Source organism: Gemmatimonadaceae bacterium, from assembly GCA_036504815.1.
Taxonomy (GTDB): Bacteria; Gemmatimonadota; Gemmatimonadetes; order Gemmatimonadales; family Gemmatimonadaceae; genus PNKL01.
In genome coordinates this window covers 23,208-42,874 of record DASXUN010000030.1, presented here as the reverse complement: position 1 = coordinate 42,874, position 19,667 = coordinate 23,208, and the positions used below count along the sequence as shown (strand labels likewise).

The window sequence follows — 19,667 nt, the reverse complement described above, 5'->3', positions numbered from 1 at the left end:
AAAAGGAGGGAAATCCGAGACAAGAACGAGTGGCGCCGGCGTGATGTCACCACCTAGAAGGCTCCCTTCATGGAGAGGACGGCAGGCAGGGTGCGCAGCAGGATCACCAGATCGCGCCACAGCGTCCAGCCGCGAACATAGTCGGCTTCGAGCTGCACCACATCCTCGAAGTCCCGAATCGCGTTGCGGCCGCCCACCTGCCAGGGTCCGGTGATCCCGGGCAGCACCTCGAACCGGACGAAGTGATGCGGCGCGTAGCGCAGCACTTCCGACGGCAGGGCCGGGCGCGGTCCCACCAGCGACATCTCGCCGTTCAGCACGTTCCACAGCTGCGGCAGTTCATCCAGGCTGGACCGGCGCAGGAACTTGCCCACCGACGTCAGGCGCGGATCGTTCGGCAGCTTGAAGATCCGCTGATCGCCGTCGTGGATGTTCTTCGGGGCGACATGCGCGAGCTGCGCCTCGGCGTCGGCCACCATGGTCCTGAATTTCAGGCAAACGAAGGGATCGCCGCCCAGTCCCACGCGCACCTGACGGAACAGGATCGGTCCCGGTGACGTGAGCTTCACGATCAGGCCGACCAGGCCGAGCACGGGCGACAGGATCAACAGTCCGACGGCGGACCCGATGACGTCCATGACGCGCTTCAGCACCAGCTGCGAGCCCACCAGCGCCGGGCGCGAAAGCAGCATCAGCGGCTCGGAGCGTCGCAGCACGAACGACGGTTCGTCGAGCTTGCGGAACGCCTCGCGGCGCGTGGCATAGACGCGCGCGCCGGCGCTCGAGGCGGCGATCATCACGCTCTGGAGCGCCACGTCCGAGACGGGCCCGACCAGCACGATGGCGTCCGCATTCGATTCGGAGATGCGATCGTACAGGTGCGGCATCCCTTCGGCGCCCGGCTCGCCCCAATCGGGGCTCAGCTCATAGGTGGCGGGCATGATGCGGCTCTCAAGGCCGGACGAGCGGTCGCGCCGCAGCCGCTCAATTTCAGCGGCCGGTCCCAGGACCAGGGTCCGCGCGGCATCGAGGCGACGCGGGTCGATCGGCGACAGCGCGCGCGCGAGGGCGCGCCGCTGGATCAGCAGGATGCCCCACGTCGCGCCGAGCACCGCACCGACGGCGATCCATCGCCCGATCACGCCGGGCCCCCACACTTCGTTCCAGCGCGGCAACGCGAGGCCCAGAAGCAGGGCAATGAACATGCGCCACGGAGTGGCCTGCCGCTCGGTCGAGGTATAGGAACTCGTCGCCATCAGGCAGAACACCAGCGACGTCAGACGGCGGGCCAGCGCCGTCGGCGACAGCGGAATCAGGCCGGAGAGGAATGACTTGCCGTCCGGACCGAGCATGGGATGCAGCCGGTCCAGCGGCAGCATCGTGAACGCCGTGAAGACCAGGGCCAGTGCCAGCACATCCGACGCGACGATGATTGCCCCGTAGCTGACCTCTCGCCAGAAGCGACGGCGCTGCAGGTCGAGCGCGCGGTGGCGCAACTCGAGCCGCGTCAGGTGGGCTTGCGTCGACATGAGACTTGGAGGATCCGGCGAAAAGTCAGAAGGCGGCTGCGGGCGCGCCGGAAGTCCGGGCACCGACATTCTATGGTATAGCGTCGCTACCCAAGCTATTCAGCACCAACAGGTTCAATACATCCATCAGCCGATGTGAAGCCTTACCCGTCTCGCTTGACAAGAAGTTACCTAATTGTCTATCTTTCGTCCAGTATACAACAATCGTACAGTTCGTCAATGAGAGTGCCACAGCTTGCCGCCGGGGCGCATTGGTCGTGCTGATCTGACGGCGTTGTTTGGTCGCCTCCGTCCCTGATCGTTCGGAACCCACTCGTGCATACGACCGCTACTGTGAAAGCTGACGACCTGCCTCCTGCTGAAGAGCGCCGATTCCGTCCCGGCGGCAGCGCGGCGCAGGTGGAGCGCCTTCGGCAGTTCCTGACCGAGGCAATCCAGCGTGGGGCCAGCGACGTGCACATCCGGGCCGGCGATGTGGTATACGCCCGCATTCACGGGCAGCTGGTGCCGCTCGACACGCCAGTGCTCGGCGCGCTCGACACGCGCGAACTCGCCATGCACATGCTGGCGACGGCGCCAAATGCGCCGACCCTCGACGAGGTCCACGACTACACGGGCCCGTGGAGCGCGCCAGGCATCGCGCGTTTCCGCATCAGCATCCTGAAGCAGCGCTCCAGCTACATGGTGGTGATGCGCGTCATTCCCGACGTGCTGCCGACTTTCGAGACGCTTGGCCTGCCGTCGGCGCTTGGCCGCGCCGTGCTCGCGGACTTCGGCCTGGTCCTGATCAGCGGTGTGGCGGGGTCCGGACGGACCAGCACGCTCGCGGCGATCATCAACCACCTCAACCACCACGCGCCGGCACGCCGCCATGTCGTGTCGGTGGAGCCGTCCATCGAGTTCCTGCACAAGAGCCACAAGTGCTCGGTGACGCAGCGCGAGGTGGGCATCGACACCGACTCGTACATCGCCGGCATGCGCGCCGCCCTCGACCAGGACGCGGACGTGGTGGTGCTCGGCGAACTGGCGGGCGCCGAGATGATCGAGATGGCCTTCCGTGCCGTGGAACAGGGCCGCATGGTCATCGCCCGCGTGCAGTCGGCCGACGTCACCAGCGCGCTGAAGTCGCTGCTGGGGAACTTCCCGGTCGACGCGCAGGACCAGGTGCGCCTCCAGCTCTCAGAGACGCTGCGCTGCGCCCTTGCCCAGCGGCTGCTGCCGCGGGCCGATGGCAACGGACGCGTGCTGGCCGCGGAACTGCTGTGCATGAACCCGGGCGTGCGCGAGATCATCGGCGACCCGGGCCGCTTGCAGGAACTGCGCTCCGTGCTTGCCGAGGGGCGTGCGCAATACGGCACGCAGACCTTCGATCAGCACCTGGCCGACCTGGTCATCGCCGGGCGCGTCTCGTTCGACGTGGCGGTCATTCTCGCGTCGAACTCGCTGGACTTCGAACTCCAGCTTCGCGGCCTGCGCCGGTAGGTGGACGGCGCGGTCAGCGTCGCCCAAGGAGCCGCGCCCACCACGGGCGCGGCTTTCTTGCGGCGATCGCCATCGCCGGCACGGCCTGCGGCGCCGCGTCCTGCACCAGCCGCGCCGGATTCTCGACAAACAAGAGTTCCGCCTGGGCCGCCGCGCCGGCCGCCGTGAGTGCCGCGCGCGCCGCCGCCACGGCCGGCGCGCCCCGCGCGTGGTAGTCGCTGGACCCGTACTCCGCCCAGCCCCGAGCCAGCAACTCGATGGCCCGCCGGCGCGGCGCCTCGCCGTGATAGCCGAGCAGCGACCCGGCGTTGACTTGGAAGTAGGCCCCGGCGTAGCGCAGCGCGACGAGCTGCGAGAGTCCGTCGTCGACATTCCGGTAGCGCTCGGGATGCGCGAGGATCGGCTGCCACCCCTTTTCCCGCAGCGCACGGATGGCATAGTCGGCGTGCGACAGCGGCAGCTGAAGCCCGGGGTACTCCACCAGCACGAAGCGCCCGCCGTTGAGCCGCAGGCGCGGATCGCTGACGTCCGGATCGGGCAGGTCTAGCATCAGCTCGACGCCGCGCAGCAGCTGCACGCCCGTCACCAGCACGTCGGCGTCGGCGATCAGCGCCGCGAAGGCGGTGTCGATCTGCGCGAGCCGCGCGCTCGCCATCGACGGCGTGCGCGTCAGGGAGCCGTCGAAATGCGGCGTGAGGATCGCCGTCCGCACGCCATCCCGCGCGAATGCGGCCACGGCAGCGCGCGATTCGGCGAGATTCGCCGCGCCGTCATCGACTCCCGGAATCAGGTGACTATGGAAGTCGGTGGCGGAGCCTGCCGTCATGCGTTCACCGCGGCGCGAAGCGCTGTATCAAGGGAGGGATGGCGGAACTCGAAACCGGCGGCGAGCAGGCGTCGCGGCACCACCCGCTGCGACGCCAGCAGCGTGCCCTCGGCCATCTCGCCGAACATCAACTTGAGAACGATGGCGGGGACCGGGAAGAGCGCGGGGCGACGAACGGCGCGGGCCAGCGCGCGCGTGAACTCCGCATTCGTCACCGGCGTGGGAGCCACCGCGTTCACGGCACCGGCGAGGTCGTCGCGCTCGAGCGCGAACTGCGCAATGCGCACCACATCCTCGAGTGCGATCCAGCTCATCCACTGCGTGCCGCGCCCGAGCGTGCCACCACCCCCCAGCCTGAAGACTGGGAGCATGCGCGGCAGCGCCCCGCCCTTGCGTGACAGCACCACGCCGAACCGCAGGTGCACGGTGCGGATGCCGGCGTCGCGCGCCGGATCGGCGGCCGCCTCCCACGCCGTGCCGACTTCCGCGAGGAAGTCCCGGCCGGCCGGCGTCGCTTCATCGCAGATCGCGTCCCCCGCGTCGCCGTAGATGCCCACGGCGGAGGCGCAGATCAGCACGCGCGGGCGTGGAGCGAGCGCGGCCGCAGTGCGGGCGATGAGCCGCGTGCCCAGGACGCGGCTGTCGCGAATGGCCCGCTTGCGCGCCGCCGTCCATCGTTCGCCGATGCTGGCGCCCGCGAGGTGGATGAACGCCGATATGCCGGCGCACGCTGCCGCGTCGATCGTCCCGGTTTCCGGGTTCCACCGCACGTCGCTGTCGCGGCCGCGCCCGATGCCGATCGTCTCATGTCCCGCGGCACGCAGCGCCGAAACCAGCGCGCCACCGATCAACCCACTCGACCCCGTCACGCCAATGCGCATGGCCCGTCCCCTGTCGCCCGGTCAGTCCGCTGGCAGGTCCAGCAGCCGCCACAGGTACCAACTCGCGATGGTGCGATACGGTGCCCACGGAATGCCGCGCTTCAGCACCTGCTGCGGGGTGGGCAGCCGCCGCAATCCGTACGCCTGCTGGATCCCCTTCTGGATGCCAAGGTCGAGGTCGGGGAGCACGTCTGGGCGCCCGAGCCGGAACATCAGGAACATTTGCGCCGTCCAGCGTCCTACCCCTTTCACTTGCGTGAGCGTCTCCAGCACGGCGGCGTCGTCAAGTTCATGCAGGCGTTCCATCGGGAAGCGACGCTCGGCCGCGTGCAGCGCCAGGTCCTTGATGTAGCGCGTCTTCTGGCCGCTGAGCCCGGCGGCGCGCAGCCGCGTCTCGTCCATGCGCAGGACCGCGCGTGGCGTGGGCTCGCGATTGCCGAAGAGGGCGAGCACCCGGCCATGGATGGTCGCCGCCGCCGATCCGCTGAGTTGTTGATACACGATCGAGCGCATCACCGCGCCGAAGTGCGTGCCTTCCATCCGGGCCCTCGCCTGGCACGGCCCGACACGGGCGATGACATCGGCGAGCACCGGGTCGACGGCGCGAAGATGCGCGACGGCTTTGACGGCGGGGATCTTCATCGTGGGCTCAAGTTAGCGGTTGCGCACGCCGGCGGACACGACCGCCCCGCCGATCGGCGAGGCGTGCTGTAGATTCGTTCGAGCGCGGCGCGCCCGGCAACCCGCGCGTTCATCCTGAAGGCCCCCCAAGAGGAGCCCTGATGCGCATCACGAAAGTGGGCGTCGTCGGCGCGGGCGTCATGGGCAGCGGCATCGCCGCGCTCGCCGCCTCCGCCGGCCTTCCCGTGGTCCTGCTCGACATTCCCGGCAGCGACGATGCCGCCTCGCCCGAGCGGTCGGGTCCCGCCCGCAAAGGGCTGGAGAAGGCGAAGAAGTCCAAGCCCGCCGCGTTCATGGACCCCGACCGCGCGGGGCTGATCACCACCGGCAACACGGCGGATGACCTCGGCCTGCTTGCCGACTGCGACTGGATTGTCGAGGTCATCATCGAACAACCGGGCCCGAAGCAGGAGCTGTTCGCGAAGCTCGAGACGATCGCCCCCAATGCACTCGTCACGTCGAACACGTCGGGCATTCCGATGGAGATCCTGCTGAAGGGACGCAGCGAGGCGTTCAAGCGGAACTTCCTCGGCACGCACTATTTCAATCCGCCGCGCTACATGCACCTGCTCGAGCTCATTCCCACGCCGTACACGGCGCCGGAGACGCTCGCGAGCATTCGCGAGTTCTCCGAACGCGCGATGGGCAAGGGTGTGGTGCTCTGCAAGGACGTGCCGGGCTTTGTCGCCAATCGGCTGGGCGTTTTCGGCATGTTCGCGACGTTCAAGCTGATGGAGGAGTTCAACCTCACCATCGACGAGGTGGACGGCCTCACCGGACAGCTCATCGGACGCGCGAAGACCGCGACCTTCCGCACGGGCGACTTGTCAGGCCTCGATGTGCTCGCGCACGTCAGCGCCGGCCTGTCGCAGGCGACCGGCGAGGACTTCACGCTGCCAGCGTGGGTGCACGAGATCGTCAAGCGCGGCTGGCTGGGTGACAAGACGGGCGGCGGCTTCTACAAGAAGGAAGGCAAGGACATCAGGACGCTCGACTGGCACACGCTCGAGTACGTGCCGCAGGTGCGACTGTCCACGCCCGAGATCGACGCGCTGCTCAAGCTCCCGGTGGCGGAGCGCATCGCCAGGGTGCGCGACCTCCCGGGCAAGTACGGCGACTTCCTGCGCAAGATGCTGACCATCGTGGCGTACCACACGGCGCGACTCGCGCCGGACCTCGCGCGCGACATCGCCGGCGTGGACCGCGCGCTCGAGTGGGGGTACGGCTGGGAGATCGGGCCGTTCCGGGTGATGGATGCGTTGGGACTCGACTGGCTGCGCGCGCAATTCAAGGAACACGGCTTCAGCGAGCCGGCACTCTTCGCGCAGGCCACGAAGGGATTCTACACGGGCGCGGGCCGCGCCGAGCAGTTGGCGACGACATCGGGCTATGCCCCCGTCCCCGCCATTCCCGGGAAGATCGACCTCGCCGCGCGACGCGCCGACGGACACGTGGTGGACGAGAACAAGGAGGCGCGCGTCATTGACCTCGGTGACGGCGTGCTCTGCCTGGAGTTCTGCGGCAAGATGAACACGCTGGGCACCGGCGTGGTGGAGATGATCGCAAGAACCATCAACCGCGTGTCGAAGGGCAAGTACGTGGGACTCGTGATCGGCAACGACGATCCGCGCACGTTCACCGCGGGCGCCAACCTCGCGCAGCAGGGACCGGCGCTGATGAGCGGTGACTGGAAGGCCATCGAGGCGGGCATCGCGCGGTTCCAGGACGCGTCGATGTCGCTGCGTCGCGCGCCCTTCCCGATTGTCGCCGCGCCGTTCGGGCTTACGCTCGGCGGCGGCGTGGAGTTCTCCATCCACTGCGACGCGGTGCAGCCGCATGCCGAACTCTACCTGGGTCTCGTGGAAGTCGGCGTGGGGATCCTGCCGGCGGGCGGCGGCACCAAGGAGCTCGCCTTCCGGTTCACGCGCGAACTCGCGGCGTACGAGGAGGCCGATCCGTTCGAGGGCATCAAGCGCGCCTTCAAGCTGATCGCGCTCGCGCAGGTGAGCACCAGCGCGCACGAAGCCATCAAGCTGGGGTACCTGCGCACGAGCGACCGCATCTCGATGAACCGCGACGTGCTGCTGGGCGACGCCAAGGCGCGCGTGCTGGATCTCGCGCCCGGCTACGTTGCGCCGCCGCCGATGACGATGCGCGCACTGGGCAAGGAAGCGCTCGCCAACCTCGACTACGCGCTCTTCTCGTTCCAGGAAGGCGGGCAGGCGACCGCGCATGACGTCCGGATCGGGCATGAGATCGCGTACGTGCTCTCCGGCGGCGACGGACCGCCGCGCGAGGTGACCGAGCAGGATCTTATCGACCTCGAGCGCGAGGCCTGCCTCCGCCTCCTCGGCACCAAGGAGACGCAGGCCCGGCTGCAGTACATGCTCGAGACCGGCAAGCCCCTGCGGAACTGACCGAATCCACGACGACTGCGGGCGCGACCTGTGCGCGCCGGGAGATGATACCATGCAACTGAAGGACGCAGTGATCGTGAGCGCGGTCCGTTCGGCCGTCGCTCGCGGCAAGAAGGACGGCAGCCTCGCGACCGTGCATGCGGTGGACCTGAGCGCCGAGCTGCTGAAGGGCGTCGTCCAGCGCGCCAAGGTGGACCCCGCACTGGTGGACGACGTCATCTGGGGATGCGCCTTCCCCGAGGGGACGCAGGGGCTCAACGTCGCGCGGCTGGCTGCGCTGCGCGCCGGCTTCCCGGTGGAAGTGTCGGGCGCCACCGTCAACCGGTTCTGCTCGTCCGGCCTGCAGAGCATCGCGTTTGCGGCGCAGAGCATCATGACGGGACTGTGCGACGTCGTGATTGCCGGCGGCATCGAGATGATGAGCGCGGTCCCGATGTCCGGATTCCACACGCGGCTGCACCCGGAGATGACGGAATCCAACATCGGCATGGGGCACACCGCCGAGCGCGTGGCGAAGCTGTGGGGGATCACGCGGGAGCAGGCCGATCAGTTCGCGCTCGCATCGCAGCAGAAGGCCTCGGCGGCCATCCAGCGCGGCGCCTTCGTGGACGAGATCGTGCCGATTCCCGTTCAGAAGGTCGCGTGGAAGGGGACGAAGAAGACGGTGGAGGTCGTGCCCTTCGCGGTGGACGAGATGCCGCGCGCTGACACCACGATTGAGGGATTGGCCAAGCTCAAGCCCGCGTTCTCCGCGAAGGGAGTGTCGACGGCCGGCAATTCATCACCGCTTTCCGATGGCTCCGCCGCCGTGCTGTTGATGAGCGCCGACAAGGCGCAGGCACTCGGGCTCAGGTCGCTGGCGCGATTCGTGACGTTCGCCACCGCCGGCGTTGCACCCGACGTGATGGGGATTGGTCCCATCAAGGCGGTGCCGAAAGCGCTCGCCAAGGCCGGACTGTCGCTCGAGGCGATTAGGATGATCGAACTGAACGAGGCCTTCGCCGTGCAGGGGCTCGCCGTGATGAAGGACCTCGGCATGGACGCGGCGCGCACCAACGTGAACGGCGGGGCCATCGCACTCGGTCACCCGCTGGGCGCCACGGGAGCGAAGCTCACCACGCAGCTCGTGCACGCACTGGGCAAGGCGGGCGGTGGACTCGGGATGGTGACGATGTGCATCGGCGGCGGGATGGGAGCCGCGGGGATCTTCGAGGTGTATCCCGCGACCTGAGCACCGCGTGAGGGTGTAACCGTCGCGTCGCTCATCAGCGTGCGGGCACCAAGCGGCAGCAACGCCGCCTTGGTGCCCGCCTCGTTATGGAGCGCGGCTACTTCGTGGGTCGTGCGCGACGTTTGGTCGTCGGTTTCGCGGGTTTCTTCCTGGCACGCCGCTTCTTCACCATCGCAACCAGCTGGTCGAGGGCGGCGCTCCAACCGGCGTGGAACTGCATGGCTTCATGCTTCCGCCGTCCGTCAGTGTTTGCATGCCGGACGTGCGCCGTGTATCTGGTCCCCGCGCCGCGTTTCTCGAGGGTCAGCACTGCGGTGAATGGGAAGTCGCCTTCGTGGGCCGGCGGCGCCGGCTCGAGCGGACGGAAGCCGGGGGCCATGGCGTTGGTCCACACCAGGCGCTGCTCGGGAATCACCTCGAGATAGCAACCTACATTCGAAAACTCCTCGCCCTCGGGCGAGCGCATCACGGCGAAGAAACGGCCGCCGGCCCGCAGGTCGACCTCACAGTTGGTGGTCGTCCACGGCGCCGGTGTGAACCACTTGACGAGCTGTGCCGGCTTTGTCCATGCGTCCCAGATGTCGGACGGCGAGACATCCACGACGCGCTCGAGGATGAGGTCGAGCTCCGGATCAAACACGAGTGGAACGGGACGGACCATGCGCACTCCTGAGGTTCGGGAAGGAGAGTCTGCGTCAGGTGACCGATGCAAGATAGCGGCCTCGGGCCCATGGGCGGGAAGCCACCTGGTGCGCCCCGTTCTTGCGCGCCGTCATCGGGTCTTGATGGGTCCTGCGGAGGACTCTCCGCTCGGAACAGTGGCGTCAACAACCCACCTCTCGCTATCGGACCGCGGCCTACTCCGTCGTCAGCGGCGTGGACTGCGGGCCAGCTTGCGGCGCCTTTGACCGTGCGCCGATACTTACGGAGCTTCAGACCGCGACGACGCCCCCCAAGCCTCGCAATTTCACGCTTGGGAGCTCGATGTCCGCCTCAGTGCCACCCGCCGCCCGCCCGGAGCACGCGCCGTCGTGCGGTCACCGGCGAATGCTGCTCGTCTCACTCGCGCTGGTTTTCATGGGCAGCCTCGGTGCGTATCTGGTGAAGACTGATTTTGGCCGCGTGGATGTTATCGGCCTCACGCTTCCCACCCAGGACGGGCAGTGGGTCGCGGCCGACATCTTCCGGCCCCTCGCTGCGACCGCCAAGAACCCCGTGCCTCTCGTCGTGGTGTGCCCGGGGTTTGAGCGCAGCAAGGAATCACTCGACAGCTATGCCATCGAGCTTGCGCGGCGCGGAATGGCCGTGATCACCATCGATCCGTACGCGCAGGGTGCGTCGAGCAGTTCTCGTCAGCGACGGTCGGCGACGCTCGAAGGCTACGGCGTCATCCCGATGGTCGAGTACGTCGCCAGCACGCCCAACCTGAACTACGTCGACAAGACGCGCATCGGCGCGGCGGGATACTCGGCGGGCGGCAATGCCGTGATCCAGGCGGCGGCGCACTTCGGTGGACGCTTGCGCCCGGCGCGCCGCGCGGCCACGGCGCCGGATTCGGCAAACGCGAAGGCTGCGAGAGATGCGACTGCCGCGGCGCCCGCCCCTACACCGAAGAAGAAATCGGCCGCCAGCAAGAAGGGCGAAAAGGCCGGCGCAACGCGGGACTCGGCCGTGACGCCCGCGCCGAAGCCGCCGAGCAAGCTCGCCGCGGTCTTTGTCGGCGGTTACGTGCTGACGCTGACCGACAGTGTGCTTGGTCCCGTGCGGTCCAATGTCGGCATGGACTACGCGCTGCACGACGAGGGTGCCTTCCGCAACGCGCTCAAGAACGCCGACATGCGCCATGCGCCGGAAGCGCTGCGGCTCGTGAACTCGGGCCTGCCCAAGGACAGCGCCGTGACCGTCGTCGAGATCGGCAAGGCGTACGGCGACCCGGCCAGGCGCACGATGCGCCTCGTGTACAACACCAACAACATCCACCCGCTCCTGCCGTACGACCCACGCTCCGTCGGACATATGGTCGACTACTTCACGACCGTGTTCGGGATGACGCCGACGATGTCCGGCACGCAGCAGCTGTGGTGGCTGAAGGAGCTCTTCACGCTGATGGCGCTGGTGGGTGGCCTGCTCTTTCTCGTTCCCTGCGGCGCGCTCCTGCTCACGGTGCCGGCGTTCAGCGCGCTCGCCAAGGCGGTCCCTCCGGCCCTGCCGAAGCCCGGCCGCACGGGCACCGTCATCTACTGGACGAATTTCACGGTCGGCGCGCTCCTCGCTTGCTTCCTGTTCATTCCGATGGTCCTGCTGACCTTCAAGGTCTTTCCGACAGCGAGCGCGGCGCAGCCCACGTGGTGGTTCCCGCAGCGCATCAACAACGCGGTGCTGTTGTGGGCCGTCGCCAACGGGCTCATTGGACTGCTGATCTTCTGGCTGACCTACCGGCTGCACGGCAGGCGGAACGGCGCCTCGCCCGAGATGTTCGGCCTCCAGACCACATGGGGTGAACTGGGCCGCACGTTCCTGCTCTCGCTTGCGGTAGCGGGGGGTTTCTTCGTCCTGCTCTTCGCCTGCTACGGCATCTTCCACACCGACTTCCGCTTTCTCTTTGTGTCGGCGCCCGCGTCGTTCCCGCGCCGGATGCTGCTCGTGGCGCTGATGTACCTGCCGCTGTTCTTCATCTTCTATTTCGCCAATTCGGTGCGCGTGAATGCCGCCGGACGTTTTGCGCACCAGCCCGAATGGCGCAGCCTGCTGATCAACGGACTCGGCAATTCGGTCGGGCTCGTGCTCATTCTCGCCATTCAATACGCCAGTTTCGTGAGCACGGGCACGGTGTACTGGACGGCCGAGTGGCTGTTCGCGAACCTGCTGTTCGGCATCATCCCGATGATGTTCCTGCTCCCGCTCTACAACCGCTGGTTCTTCCAGCTGACGGGACGCGTTTATCTCGGTCCGATGGTCACCTGTCTCGTCTTCGTGATGATGATGCTGACGAGCAACGTCTGCTACATCCCGTTGCCGTAGCGGGATAGGCAGAGGCAAGCGCCGGCGCCGCTACTTCTTCGGCGCCGGCTGCTTCGTGGCTTTCGTGGGCTTAGGTCTCCTGGCGGACTTGGCGGGCGGGCGTTTCCTGTCGTTGGCCGGCTTCGGCGGCTTCGACCTGGACGCATCCCTCTTCGGGGCCTTCTTCTTTGGCGCGGGGAGGGCGGCATCCGTCGCCTCGATCAGCCGGACCAGCCACTCGGGGTCGTCCAGCAGATCTGAGACGTTGAAGAACGGTTTCGCCCCCGGGTAGGGCGGGCCGTAGGTCGGCGTGCCGAGCACCGCCTCGCCGGCCGGCGTCGGTTTCACGAAGAGCTGATTGTCGCAGATCAGCCCCACGATCTTGTCGTGACGATACAGCCCGTATTCGCCGAACATCTTGCGCGCGCTGATGCCGCCCGCGGCATGCAGCTGGTCGCAGACATACTCTGCATAGCCGGCATCTGTTGCCATAGGCCTGAGTTCCTTTCAAAGGGGGTCAGGAGAACGTGCCACGGGAACTCCGCCGGCGCCACGCACTACAGGATGCCCAGCAACCGCAGTGTTTCCGCATCACGCTCGCCGGCGCAGTGCGTCGTGATGGCATGTGCGAAGGCAGAGTCTGTGCCGGCGACTGCCGCGAAGAGCGTCATGCTGGAGCCGAACTTGCGCGCGTCCAGCGCACCGAAGATCTCCTCCGCCGAACGTTCGGCGTGCTGCACCACCAGCGTTGTGCACGCCACCAGGCGGGGACCCAGCACGGGGTGGGCTAGATACGCGCGTGCCTCATCGAGTGAACCGATCGCAAAGCGACGAGACATCTGGCTCGACCCCAGGCCGGCGCACTGCGGGAAGATGAACCAGATCCAGTGCGTGCGTTTCCGACCGGCCGACAACTCGTCGACCACATCGGCATACAGCGCGGCCTGCGCCGCGACAAAGCGCCCGAGGTTGAACGGATCGCCTGATCCGCGAGAATCCTGGTGGTCAGTGGGCATCGCGGACGCGCTCCCTGGACGTATGACGGGCACACCGACGGATATGGGCGCGGCCGGGATGATGCGCCAGCGCACGAGATGGTCGATGCCGAAGTGGTCCGGCCAACACCGACTTTCTGCGGTATTTTACAAACATGTCGCGAGCCATCCCGAGCATCCAGCGCGCCGCCGCCCTTCTGGCCGCGACGTTCCTCGCCGCGCCGATCGCTGCGCGTGCCCAACTTCCCGCCACCGTTGCCTCACCGGACGGCCAGAACATCGTCACCGTGGCCCTCGACCACGGCGTCCTGCGCTACGCGGTGACACGGCACGGGGCCAACGTCATCATGCCCAGTGTCCTGGGGTTCGAGTTCCGCGGCGCCCCGCGCCTGCGCGACGGCCTGCGCGTCGTGGACGTGGTGCGCGCGGAGCACGACGAGACCTGGACGCAGCCCTGGGGTGAAGTCCGGAAGGTGCGCGATCACCATCGCGAACTGCGCGTCACGGTCGAGGAAGCCCAGGCGCCGGGCCGCCGGTTTGTTGCCGTCTTCCGCGTCTTCAACGACGGGCTCGGGTTCCGCTACGAACTCCCGGCGCAGCCGGCGCTGCAGGCATTCGAGATCATGGAGGAACTGACCGAGTTCAGCATGGCGAGCGATGGCCGCGCCTGGTGGATTCCGTCCTTCCAGCCCAACCGGTACGAGTATCTCTTCCGCGCGTCGCCGCTCTCCACGCTCGACACCGTGCATACGCCGCTCACGATGGAGATGCCGAGCGGGCTGCACGTCGTGCTTCACGAGGCCGACCTGTTCGATTACGCCGGGCTCAACATCCGCGGCGGCAAGGAGCAGAATCGCACGCTGCGCGTGATGCTCGCCCCCATGCGCGACGGGGTGAAGGTCCGCGGCGTCACCCCGTTCGTCACGCCGTGGCGCACCATCCAGCTGGCCGACCGCGCGGCGGATCTGGTGCCGTCCGTGATCGGGCTCAACCTGAATCCGCCCAGCAAGATCGCCGATCCGAGCTTCGTGACGCCGATGACGTACGACGGCATCTGGTGGGGAATGCACATCAACACGATGACGTGGCAGTCGGGGCCGATCCACGGCGCGACGACGGCGAACGCCAGGCGGTACATCGATTTTGCCGCAGCCAACCGGCTGGGCGGGATGCTCGTGGAGGGATGGAACGTCGGGTGGGATGGGAACTGGGTCGAGAACGGCGACAAGTTCTCGTTCACCCAGCCCTATCCCGACTTCGACTTGCCGGCCGTCGCGGCGTATGCCCGGAGCAAGGGGGTGCGCCTCATCGGCCACCACGAGACGGGAATGGGCATTGCCAACTACGAGCGGCAACTCGACAGCGCCTTTGCCCTCTACAAGTCGCTCGGCATCACCGCCGTCAAGACCGGATACGTGGGCGACAAGACGAAGGAAGGCGACGCGCATCACTCGCAGCTGATGGTACGCCACTATCGCCGGGTGATCGAGACCGCGGCGAAGTACGGCATCGCGATCAACGCGCATGAGCCAATCCACGACACGGGCGAACGCCGCACCTGGCCCAACATGATCAGCCGTGAAGGGGCGCGCGGGCAGGAGTACAATGCGTGGGGCGGCGACGGCGGCAACCCGCCCGAGCACGAGACGATTCTCTTCTTCACGCGCATGCTGGCCGGCCCGATGGACTATACGCCGGGTATCTTCGACATCGAGATCACGCGCCCCACCGGCAAGCCGCGTCCCCACGAGGCGTCACGCCCGCGCACGACGCTCGCCAAGCAGCTGGCGCTGTATGTGGTGCTCTACTCGCCCATCCAGATGGCCGCCGACCTGCCGGAGAACTACGAGGGACAGCCGGCGTTCCAGTTCGTCCGCGACGTCGCCGTGGACTGGGACACCACGCGCGTGCTGGAGGGAAAGATCGGGGACTACGTCGTCGTGGCGCGCAAGGCGAAGGCCAGGGACGAGTGGTTCATCGGGGCCATCACCGATGAGTCGGCGCGCACGTTCACGGTGCGCCTGCCGTTCCTGACGGCGGGCAAGAGATACGTCGCCGAGATCTACGCAGACGGACCGGGCGCGCATTACCTGACGAAGCCCACGGCCGTGCAGATCCTGAAGGCCGACGTGACGTCGACATCGGCGCTGACGCTCAAGCTCGCCCCGGGAGGGGGACAGGCGATACGCATCCGGCCGGTCGCGCGCTAAAGCGCGCAACCGACCCGGGCGTTACCCCTCGCTCGTCATGATGAAGAGCGGGGCCATCTCGAAGCTGTGGAAGTACGGCCGGTAGCGCTCGACGTTGTAGAAGCGCTCCACGTTCACCACCTTCTTGGTGCTCGTGACCACGTCGAGCGGGATGTTGCCGTAGCAGCCGTTCTTCACGACCACGAGCCGCCCGTGGACGCCGTGCAGCAGCAGGTCGAGCGCCAGGTTGCCGTACGCCATCGGCACGATCGAGTCCATGGCGTCGGGATCGCCGCCGCGCACCAGGTAGCCGAGCTTCTGGTTGATGATGTGGACTTCCTTGCCGCTGTTGTACTGCGCCGTGCGCTTCTGCACCTCGTTCGACACGATGTCGCCGATGCCGCCGAGCTTGGCATGCCCAAAGGCATCCTGCACGTCGCTCTGCCAGACCATCTGGCCGCCCTGCGGCACCGCTCCCTCCGACACGAGCGCCACCGCGTACCTGGACGGATTGCGGTTGCGGTCGTACATCAGCATCTCGGTCAGCACGTCGAAGCTGAACGGATGCTCGGGGATGACGCAGCGCGTCGCGGCCCCGGCCATCGTCGGCAGCATCGCCGTGAACCCGGCGTAGCGGCCGAACACCTCCATCACCAGCAGGCGCTCGTGCGAGCCCGCCGAGGTGCGCAGCCGGTGCGCCATCTCGATGGTGCGCGTCACGCAGGTGCTGAACCCGATGCAGTAGTCCGTGCCGGGCACGTCATTGTCCATCGTCTTGGGGATGGCAATGACCTTCACTCCTTCCTGGTGCATCCGCATCGCGTAGCTGAGCGTGTCGTCGCCGCCGATGGGAATGAGGTAGTCGACGCCCAGCCAGTCGAGGTTCTTCAGCACCTCGGGGGTGAGGTCGTTCACCGGCTGATTGTAGAGGCTCTTCAGGTGCTGCGGCACCGCGTCGGCCTTCATGCTGCTCGGCCGCGTGCGCGACGTGTGCAGGAAGGTGCCGCCCGTGCGCCCCGCGCGGTTGACGATCTCTTCCGACAGGAACTGGAAGTTGTTCGAGTTGTCGTGCAGGTGATCGCGGACGATCTCCACCACGCCGGCCCAGCCACGCCGCAGGCCGATGACGTCCCACCCCTCCCGCAGCGCGCGAATGGTGACCGCGCGGATCGCGGGATTCAGGCCCGGGACGTCGCCGCCGCCGGTGAGGATGGCTATGCGCTTCTTGCCACTGTTGATGCTGGCCATGGATACGTGCTCCCAACAAAGTCGAAGCGCCGCGGCGACAGTGCCGTCGGCGCTTCCGTCAATTTAGGGGCTCGCGGCCCCGCCGTGTACCGGGAAAGCCGGTCACCGCGCGATCGGTTCTCCCAGGTTCGCCGCCTGGCGCACGTATTCGGCCAGTGCCCCGTGCGTCGCCCACCAGACCTTGCCCGGCCCCTTCGCTTCGATGTGGGCAATGAGCTGCTCCAGCGCGACGATGCGCGAACGATGTCCCGTGATGTGCGGATGCATGGTGAGCACCAGCATGGTCCCTTCCTCGTACGCCTTGTCGAACTCGTCCATCCAGACGCGGGCCACATCGCGCGGGTTCATGTAGCTCTGGCCGCGCGGATCGAAGAGCGGCGCGTCATCGAGGATCCACTCCACGGGAATCTCGACCATCCCCGTCGGCTTTCCCGCCTGCACGAGCTCGTACGGTCGATCATCGGCCATCAGCGAACTCTCGTAGCGAAATCCCATGTCCCGCAGGATGGTGAGTGTATTGGGGCTGAAATTCCAGCTCGGCGCGCGATACCCCGTCGGCTTCGTCCCGGTCAACTGGGTCACCTCAGCCATCGCCTTCAGCAGCAACGCGCGTTCCGCCGAGTCGGGGAGCGTCATGTTCAGCTCGTGGATCCAGCCATGGATGCCAAACTCGTGACGCCCGCTCCGCTTGATCAGCGGAATCATCGAGGGCGTGAGCGACAGGCTCACTGAAGGGGCGAAGAAGGTCGCGGGTATCTTGTGCTGATCGAGCAGGGCGACGATGCGCGGCAGGCCCACCCGATGCCCGTACTGCTGCATCGAGAGTGCACCGACCGTCGGCTCGCCGTAGCGCACGCCGATCGTCTCGTTGTCCACGTCAAACGAGAGCAGCACCGCCACGCGCGCGCCGTTCGGCCAGGCCGCGGGCTGCAGCGAGCGCCCGGCGCGCACCGCGTTGACCACCGTCACCACGCTGTCGTAGCTCCACTGCCACCCAGGCTTGGCGGTGGTCTGGGGAACCGGCTGCGCCTGAGCGAGCAGGGTGACCGGCGCGAGGGCGAGCAGGAGACGGCGCATGACGAACTCCGGGTCGGGATGCGGTGGATTCTACGCGTGCCGGCCATCGCCCGCGATGGCGCGCCCGCCGTTCCCCATCCCCGCACCGAACGGTTCGCCCGCCCTTGCGGGAACGCGCATGTTCGTGCCGACAATCCGCCCCACAGTTCGCCCCCCCACTGTCGCGAGGCCTGCCCCCTTGAAATCGTCCGCCCCCCACCGCGCGCCGACGCCGGCGCGCCGTGCGATCGCCGTTGTCACTCTTCTCCTCGCCGGCACCCTGATCCTGGGGGCATCGAACCGCCCCGGAGGCCTGGACCGGACATCGCTGTCGCGCGTGGCCGCCAACGACAACCGGTCGCCGGCCGGAACGCTCGCGCATGACACGTTGCGCGTGAAGCTCGCCGTCGTGCGCGCACGCTGGTTTCCCGAAGCCGACTCGGGTCCCTTCGTGGACGTAGTCGCCCTGGCCGAGGAGGGCAAGGTACCGCAGATCCCGGGACCGATGATTCGCGTTCCCGAAGGCACGATCATCGACGTCACGCTGCGGAACGCGCTCGACGACTCGACGCTGCACGTCGCCGGCCTCGAGTCGCGCCCCAGCAGCGGCACCGACACGCTGCTCGTGGCGCCCGGAGCCACGCTGCGGCGCACCTTCGCCGCCGGTGCTCCTGGGACGTACTTCTACGTCATCTCCCCCGGGATGTTCAGCGCGCGGGCCACCGCCGAACGAGAGACCGTCTCCGGCGCATTCATCGTCGACCCGCGCGGACCGCGTCCGCCGGACCGCGTGCTGGTCATCAACATCTGGGGATATCCCAAGGATTCGGTCACCTATCCCAACGCCTTGGCGATCAACGGACACTCCTGGCCGTACACCGAACGGCTCACCGGCACCGTCGGTGACACGATTCGGTGGCGCGTCATCAACGCGTCGCAGCGCGGGCACCCCATGCACCTGCACGGCTTCTATTTCAACGTCACCGCGTCGGGCACTGTCGGCCGTGACACGCTCTATCATCCGGACGCCCGGCGTCTTGGCGTCACCGAGCAGTTTCAGGCGTTCCAGACCCGCGACCTCACCATCGTCCCCGACCGTCCGGGCAACTGGCTCTATCACTGCCATCTGGGCTTTCACGTGGTGCCGGGCTCTGCCCAGTTGAATCAGGACACGACGCACGCGACGCACGCGACGATGTCCGAGGACGCCGGACAGCACATGGCGGGCCTCATCGTCGGGCTTTCCATTCGGCCGCGACCCGGGACGAAGACCATCACTTCGCCCGCTGCACGCACGCTGGCGCTCTGGGTGAATGAAGGCGCCAGGCGCAACTACTCGCCGCGCGCGATGCGTTTCGTCCTGCAGCGCGACGCGCACCGTCCCGCGCCGGATTCACTCGAGCCGGTCAGCTCACCGCTCATCCTCACGCGCGGCGAGGCCACCGATGTCGTCGTGCACAACCAGCTCAGCGACCCGACCGCCGTGCACTGGCACGGGCTCGAACTCGACAGCTACTCCGACGGCGTGCCAGGGTGGAGCGGTTCCATGGACCGCCTCGCCCGCATGATCGCGCCAAAAGACTCATTCGTCGCGCACCTGACGCTCCCGCGGGCCGGGACCTTCATCTATCACACCCATCTCGTGGACGTCGAACAGCTCTCGTCCGGATTGTACGGGGCGCTCATCGTACTGGAGTCGGGCAAGAAGTTCGATCCCACCGTGGATCATATTTTCGTCGCAGGATGGGACGGACTCGACAATCCGGAGCGCACCATCCTGAATGGGGAGACGGAACCATCGCCCCTGACCTTCGCGGCCGGACGGGCCCATCGCCTGCGTTTTGTCGGCATCGGCCTGGTGCGTGGCGGCAAGTATGTGCTGACGCAGGGCGCGGATACGGTGCAGTGGCGGGCGATGGCAAAGGACGGCGCCGATTTGCCGGCAGCGCAGGCAACGGCACGGCCAGCACTCGTGCGACTGCAGGCGGGCGAGACCTACGACTTCGAGTGGACGCCCACGCCCGGGGAGTACGTGCTGTCTGTCACGATGACGAATGCGAGGCCGCCGCTGCAGCAGAAGATCACGGTGCGCTGAGGAGGTGCGCGGACGGAACGCCGGGCGGTCAGCGTGA

The 19,667-nt window shown here is 67.4% G+C and carries 15 protein-coding genes; 6 read left to right on the top strand and 9 right to left on the bottom strand.

Annotation, left to right across the window (positions count from 1 at the left end; all coding sequences use genetic code 11):
• Nucleotides 1-53: 53 nt before the first annotated feature.
• The gene (locus tag VGJ96_14310; GenBank protein HEY3288289.1) at nucleotides 54-1,529 is read right to left on the bottom strand and encodes a sugar transferase; all 1,476 of its coding nucleotides are present in this window, start codon (nucleotides 1,527-1,529) and stop codon (nucleotides 54-56) included.
• 315 nt (nucleotides 1,530-1,844) lie between these two features.
• On the opposite strand from VGJ96_14310, the gene VGJ96_14305 reads away from it, so the two are divergent.
• Nucleotides 1,845-3,011: an ATPase, T2SS/T4P/T4SS family gene (locus tag VGJ96_14305; GenBank protein ID HEY3288288.1), complete on the top strand. Its 1,167-nt coding sequence runs from the start codon at nucleotides 1,845-1,847 to the stop codon at nucleotides 3,009-3,011.
• A gap of 13 nt (nucleotides 3,012-3,024) precedes the next feature.
• Here VGJ96_14305 and VGJ96_14300 read toward each other — a convergent pair whose 3' ends face one another.
• Genes VGJ96_14300 through VGJ96_14290 form a run of 3 tightly spaced genes read right to left on the bottom strand, consistent with a single transcriptional unit; the run spans nucleotide 3,025 to nucleotide 5,360 of the window.
• Complete coding sequence (locus VGJ96_14300) at nucleotides 3,025-3,837, bottom strand: CpsB/CapC family capsule biosynthesis tyrosine phosphatase (protein ID HEY3288287.1); 813 nt, start codon at nucleotides 3,835-3,837, stop codon at nucleotides 3,025-3,027.
• On the bottom strand, nucleotides 3,834-4,718 hold the full coding sequence (locus VGJ96_14295) for a TIGR01777 family oxidoreductase (protein ID HEY3288286.1): 885 nt from the start codon (nucleotides 4,716-4,718) through the stop codon (nucleotides 3,834-3,836). The genes VGJ96_14300 and VGJ96_14295 overlap by 4 nt, the downstream gene beginning before the upstream one ends.
• Before the next feature lie 21 nt (nucleotides 4,719-4,739).
• Nucleotides 4,740-5,360 (bottom strand): DNA-3-methyladenine glycosylase, encoded by a 621-nt coding sequence (locus VGJ96_14290; GenBank protein ID HEY3288285.1) that lies wholly within the window; start codon nucleotides 5,358-5,360, stop codon nucleotides 4,740-4,742.
• A gap of 140 nt (nucleotides 5,361-5,500) precedes the next feature.
• Here VGJ96_14290 and VGJ96_14285 point away from each other — a divergent pair, with 140 nt between their 5' ends.
• Complete coding sequence (locus VGJ96_14285) at nucleotides 5,501-7,816, top strand: 3-hydroxyacyl-CoA dehydrogenase/enoyl-CoA hydratase family protein (protein HEY3288284.1); 2,316 nt, start codon at nucleotides 5,501-5,503, stop codon at nucleotides 7,814-7,816.
• Between the two features lie 52 nt (nucleotides 7,817-7,868).
• Nucleotides 7,869-9,047: a thiolase family protein gene (locus tag VGJ96_14280; protein ID HEY3288283.1), complete on the top strand. Its 1,179-nt coding sequence runs from the start codon at nucleotides 7,869-7,871 to the stop codon at nucleotides 9,045-9,047.
• Nucleotides 9,048-9,144: 97 nt separating this feature from the next.
• Here the strand turns inward: VGJ96_14280 and VGJ96_14275 are convergent, their stop codons facing one another.
• Nucleotides 9,145-9,708, bottom strand: coding sequence for an SRPBCC family protein (locus tag VGJ96_14275; GenBank protein HEY3288282.1), 564 nt, complete (start codon nucleotides 9,706-9,708; stop codon nucleotides 9,145-9,147).
• Between the two features lie 386 nt (nucleotides 9,709-10,094).
• Between VGJ96_14275 and VGJ96_14270 the strand changes: the two genes are divergently transcribed.
• Entirely contained in the window at nucleotides 10,095-12,068 is a 1,974-nt protein-coding gene (locus tag VGJ96_14270) for an alpha/beta hydrolase (protein HEY3288281.1), read from the top strand.
• A gap of 30 nt (nucleotides 12,069-12,098) precedes the next feature.
• On the opposite strand, the gene VGJ96_14265 is transcribed toward VGJ96_14270, so the two are convergent.
• The gene (locus tag VGJ96_14265) at nucleotides 12,099-12,539 is read right to left on the bottom strand and encodes a TfoX/Sxy family protein (protein ID HEY3288280.1); all 441 of its coding nucleotides are present in this window, start codon (nucleotides 12,537-12,539) and stop codon (nucleotides 12,099-12,101) included.
• A 65-nt stretch (nucleotides 12,540-12,604) separates the two neighbouring features.
• A complete protein-coding gene (locus VGJ96_14260; GenBank protein HEY3288279.1) occupies nucleotides 12,605-13,063 on the bottom strand; it encodes a DUF1810 domain-containing protein in 459 nt (152 codons plus the stop codon).
• A 134-nt stretch (nucleotides 13,064-13,197) separates the two neighbouring features.
• Between VGJ96_14260 and VGJ96_14255 the strand changes: the two genes are divergently transcribed.
• On the top strand, nucleotides 13,198-15,252 hold the full coding sequence (locus VGJ96_14255; GenBank protein ID HEY3288278.1) for a glycoside hydrolase family 97 protein: 2,055 nt from the start codon (nucleotides 13,198-13,200) through the stop codon (nucleotides 15,250-15,252).
• Nucleotides 15,253-15,273: 21 nt separating this feature from the next.
• Here the strand turns inward: VGJ96_14255 and VGJ96_14250 are convergent, their stop codons facing one another.
• Nucleotides 15,274-16,479, bottom strand: coding sequence for an ATP-dependent 6-phosphofructokinase (locus VGJ96_14250; protein HEY3288277.1), 1,206 nt, complete (start codon nucleotides 16,477-16,479; stop codon nucleotides 15,274-15,276).
• Nucleotides 16,480-16,581: 102 nt separating this feature from the next.
• A complete protein-coding gene (locus tag VGJ96_14245) occupies nucleotides 16,582-17,556 on the bottom strand; it encodes a polysaccharide deacetylase (protein ID HEY3288276.1) in 975 nt (324 codons plus the stop codon).
• 178 nt (nucleotides 17,557-17,734) lie between these two features.
• On the opposite strand from VGJ96_14245, the gene VGJ96_14240 reads away from it, so the two are divergent.
• Nucleotides 17,735-19,630 carry a multicopper oxidase domain-containing protein gene (locus VGJ96_14240; protein ID HEY3288275.1) on the top strand — a complete coding sequence of 632 codons (1,896 nt, stop codon included), beginning with the start codon at nucleotides 17,735-17,737 and terminating at the stop codon, nucleotides 19,628-19,630.
• The last annotated feature ends 37 nt before the right edge of the window (nucleotides 19,631-19,667 follow it).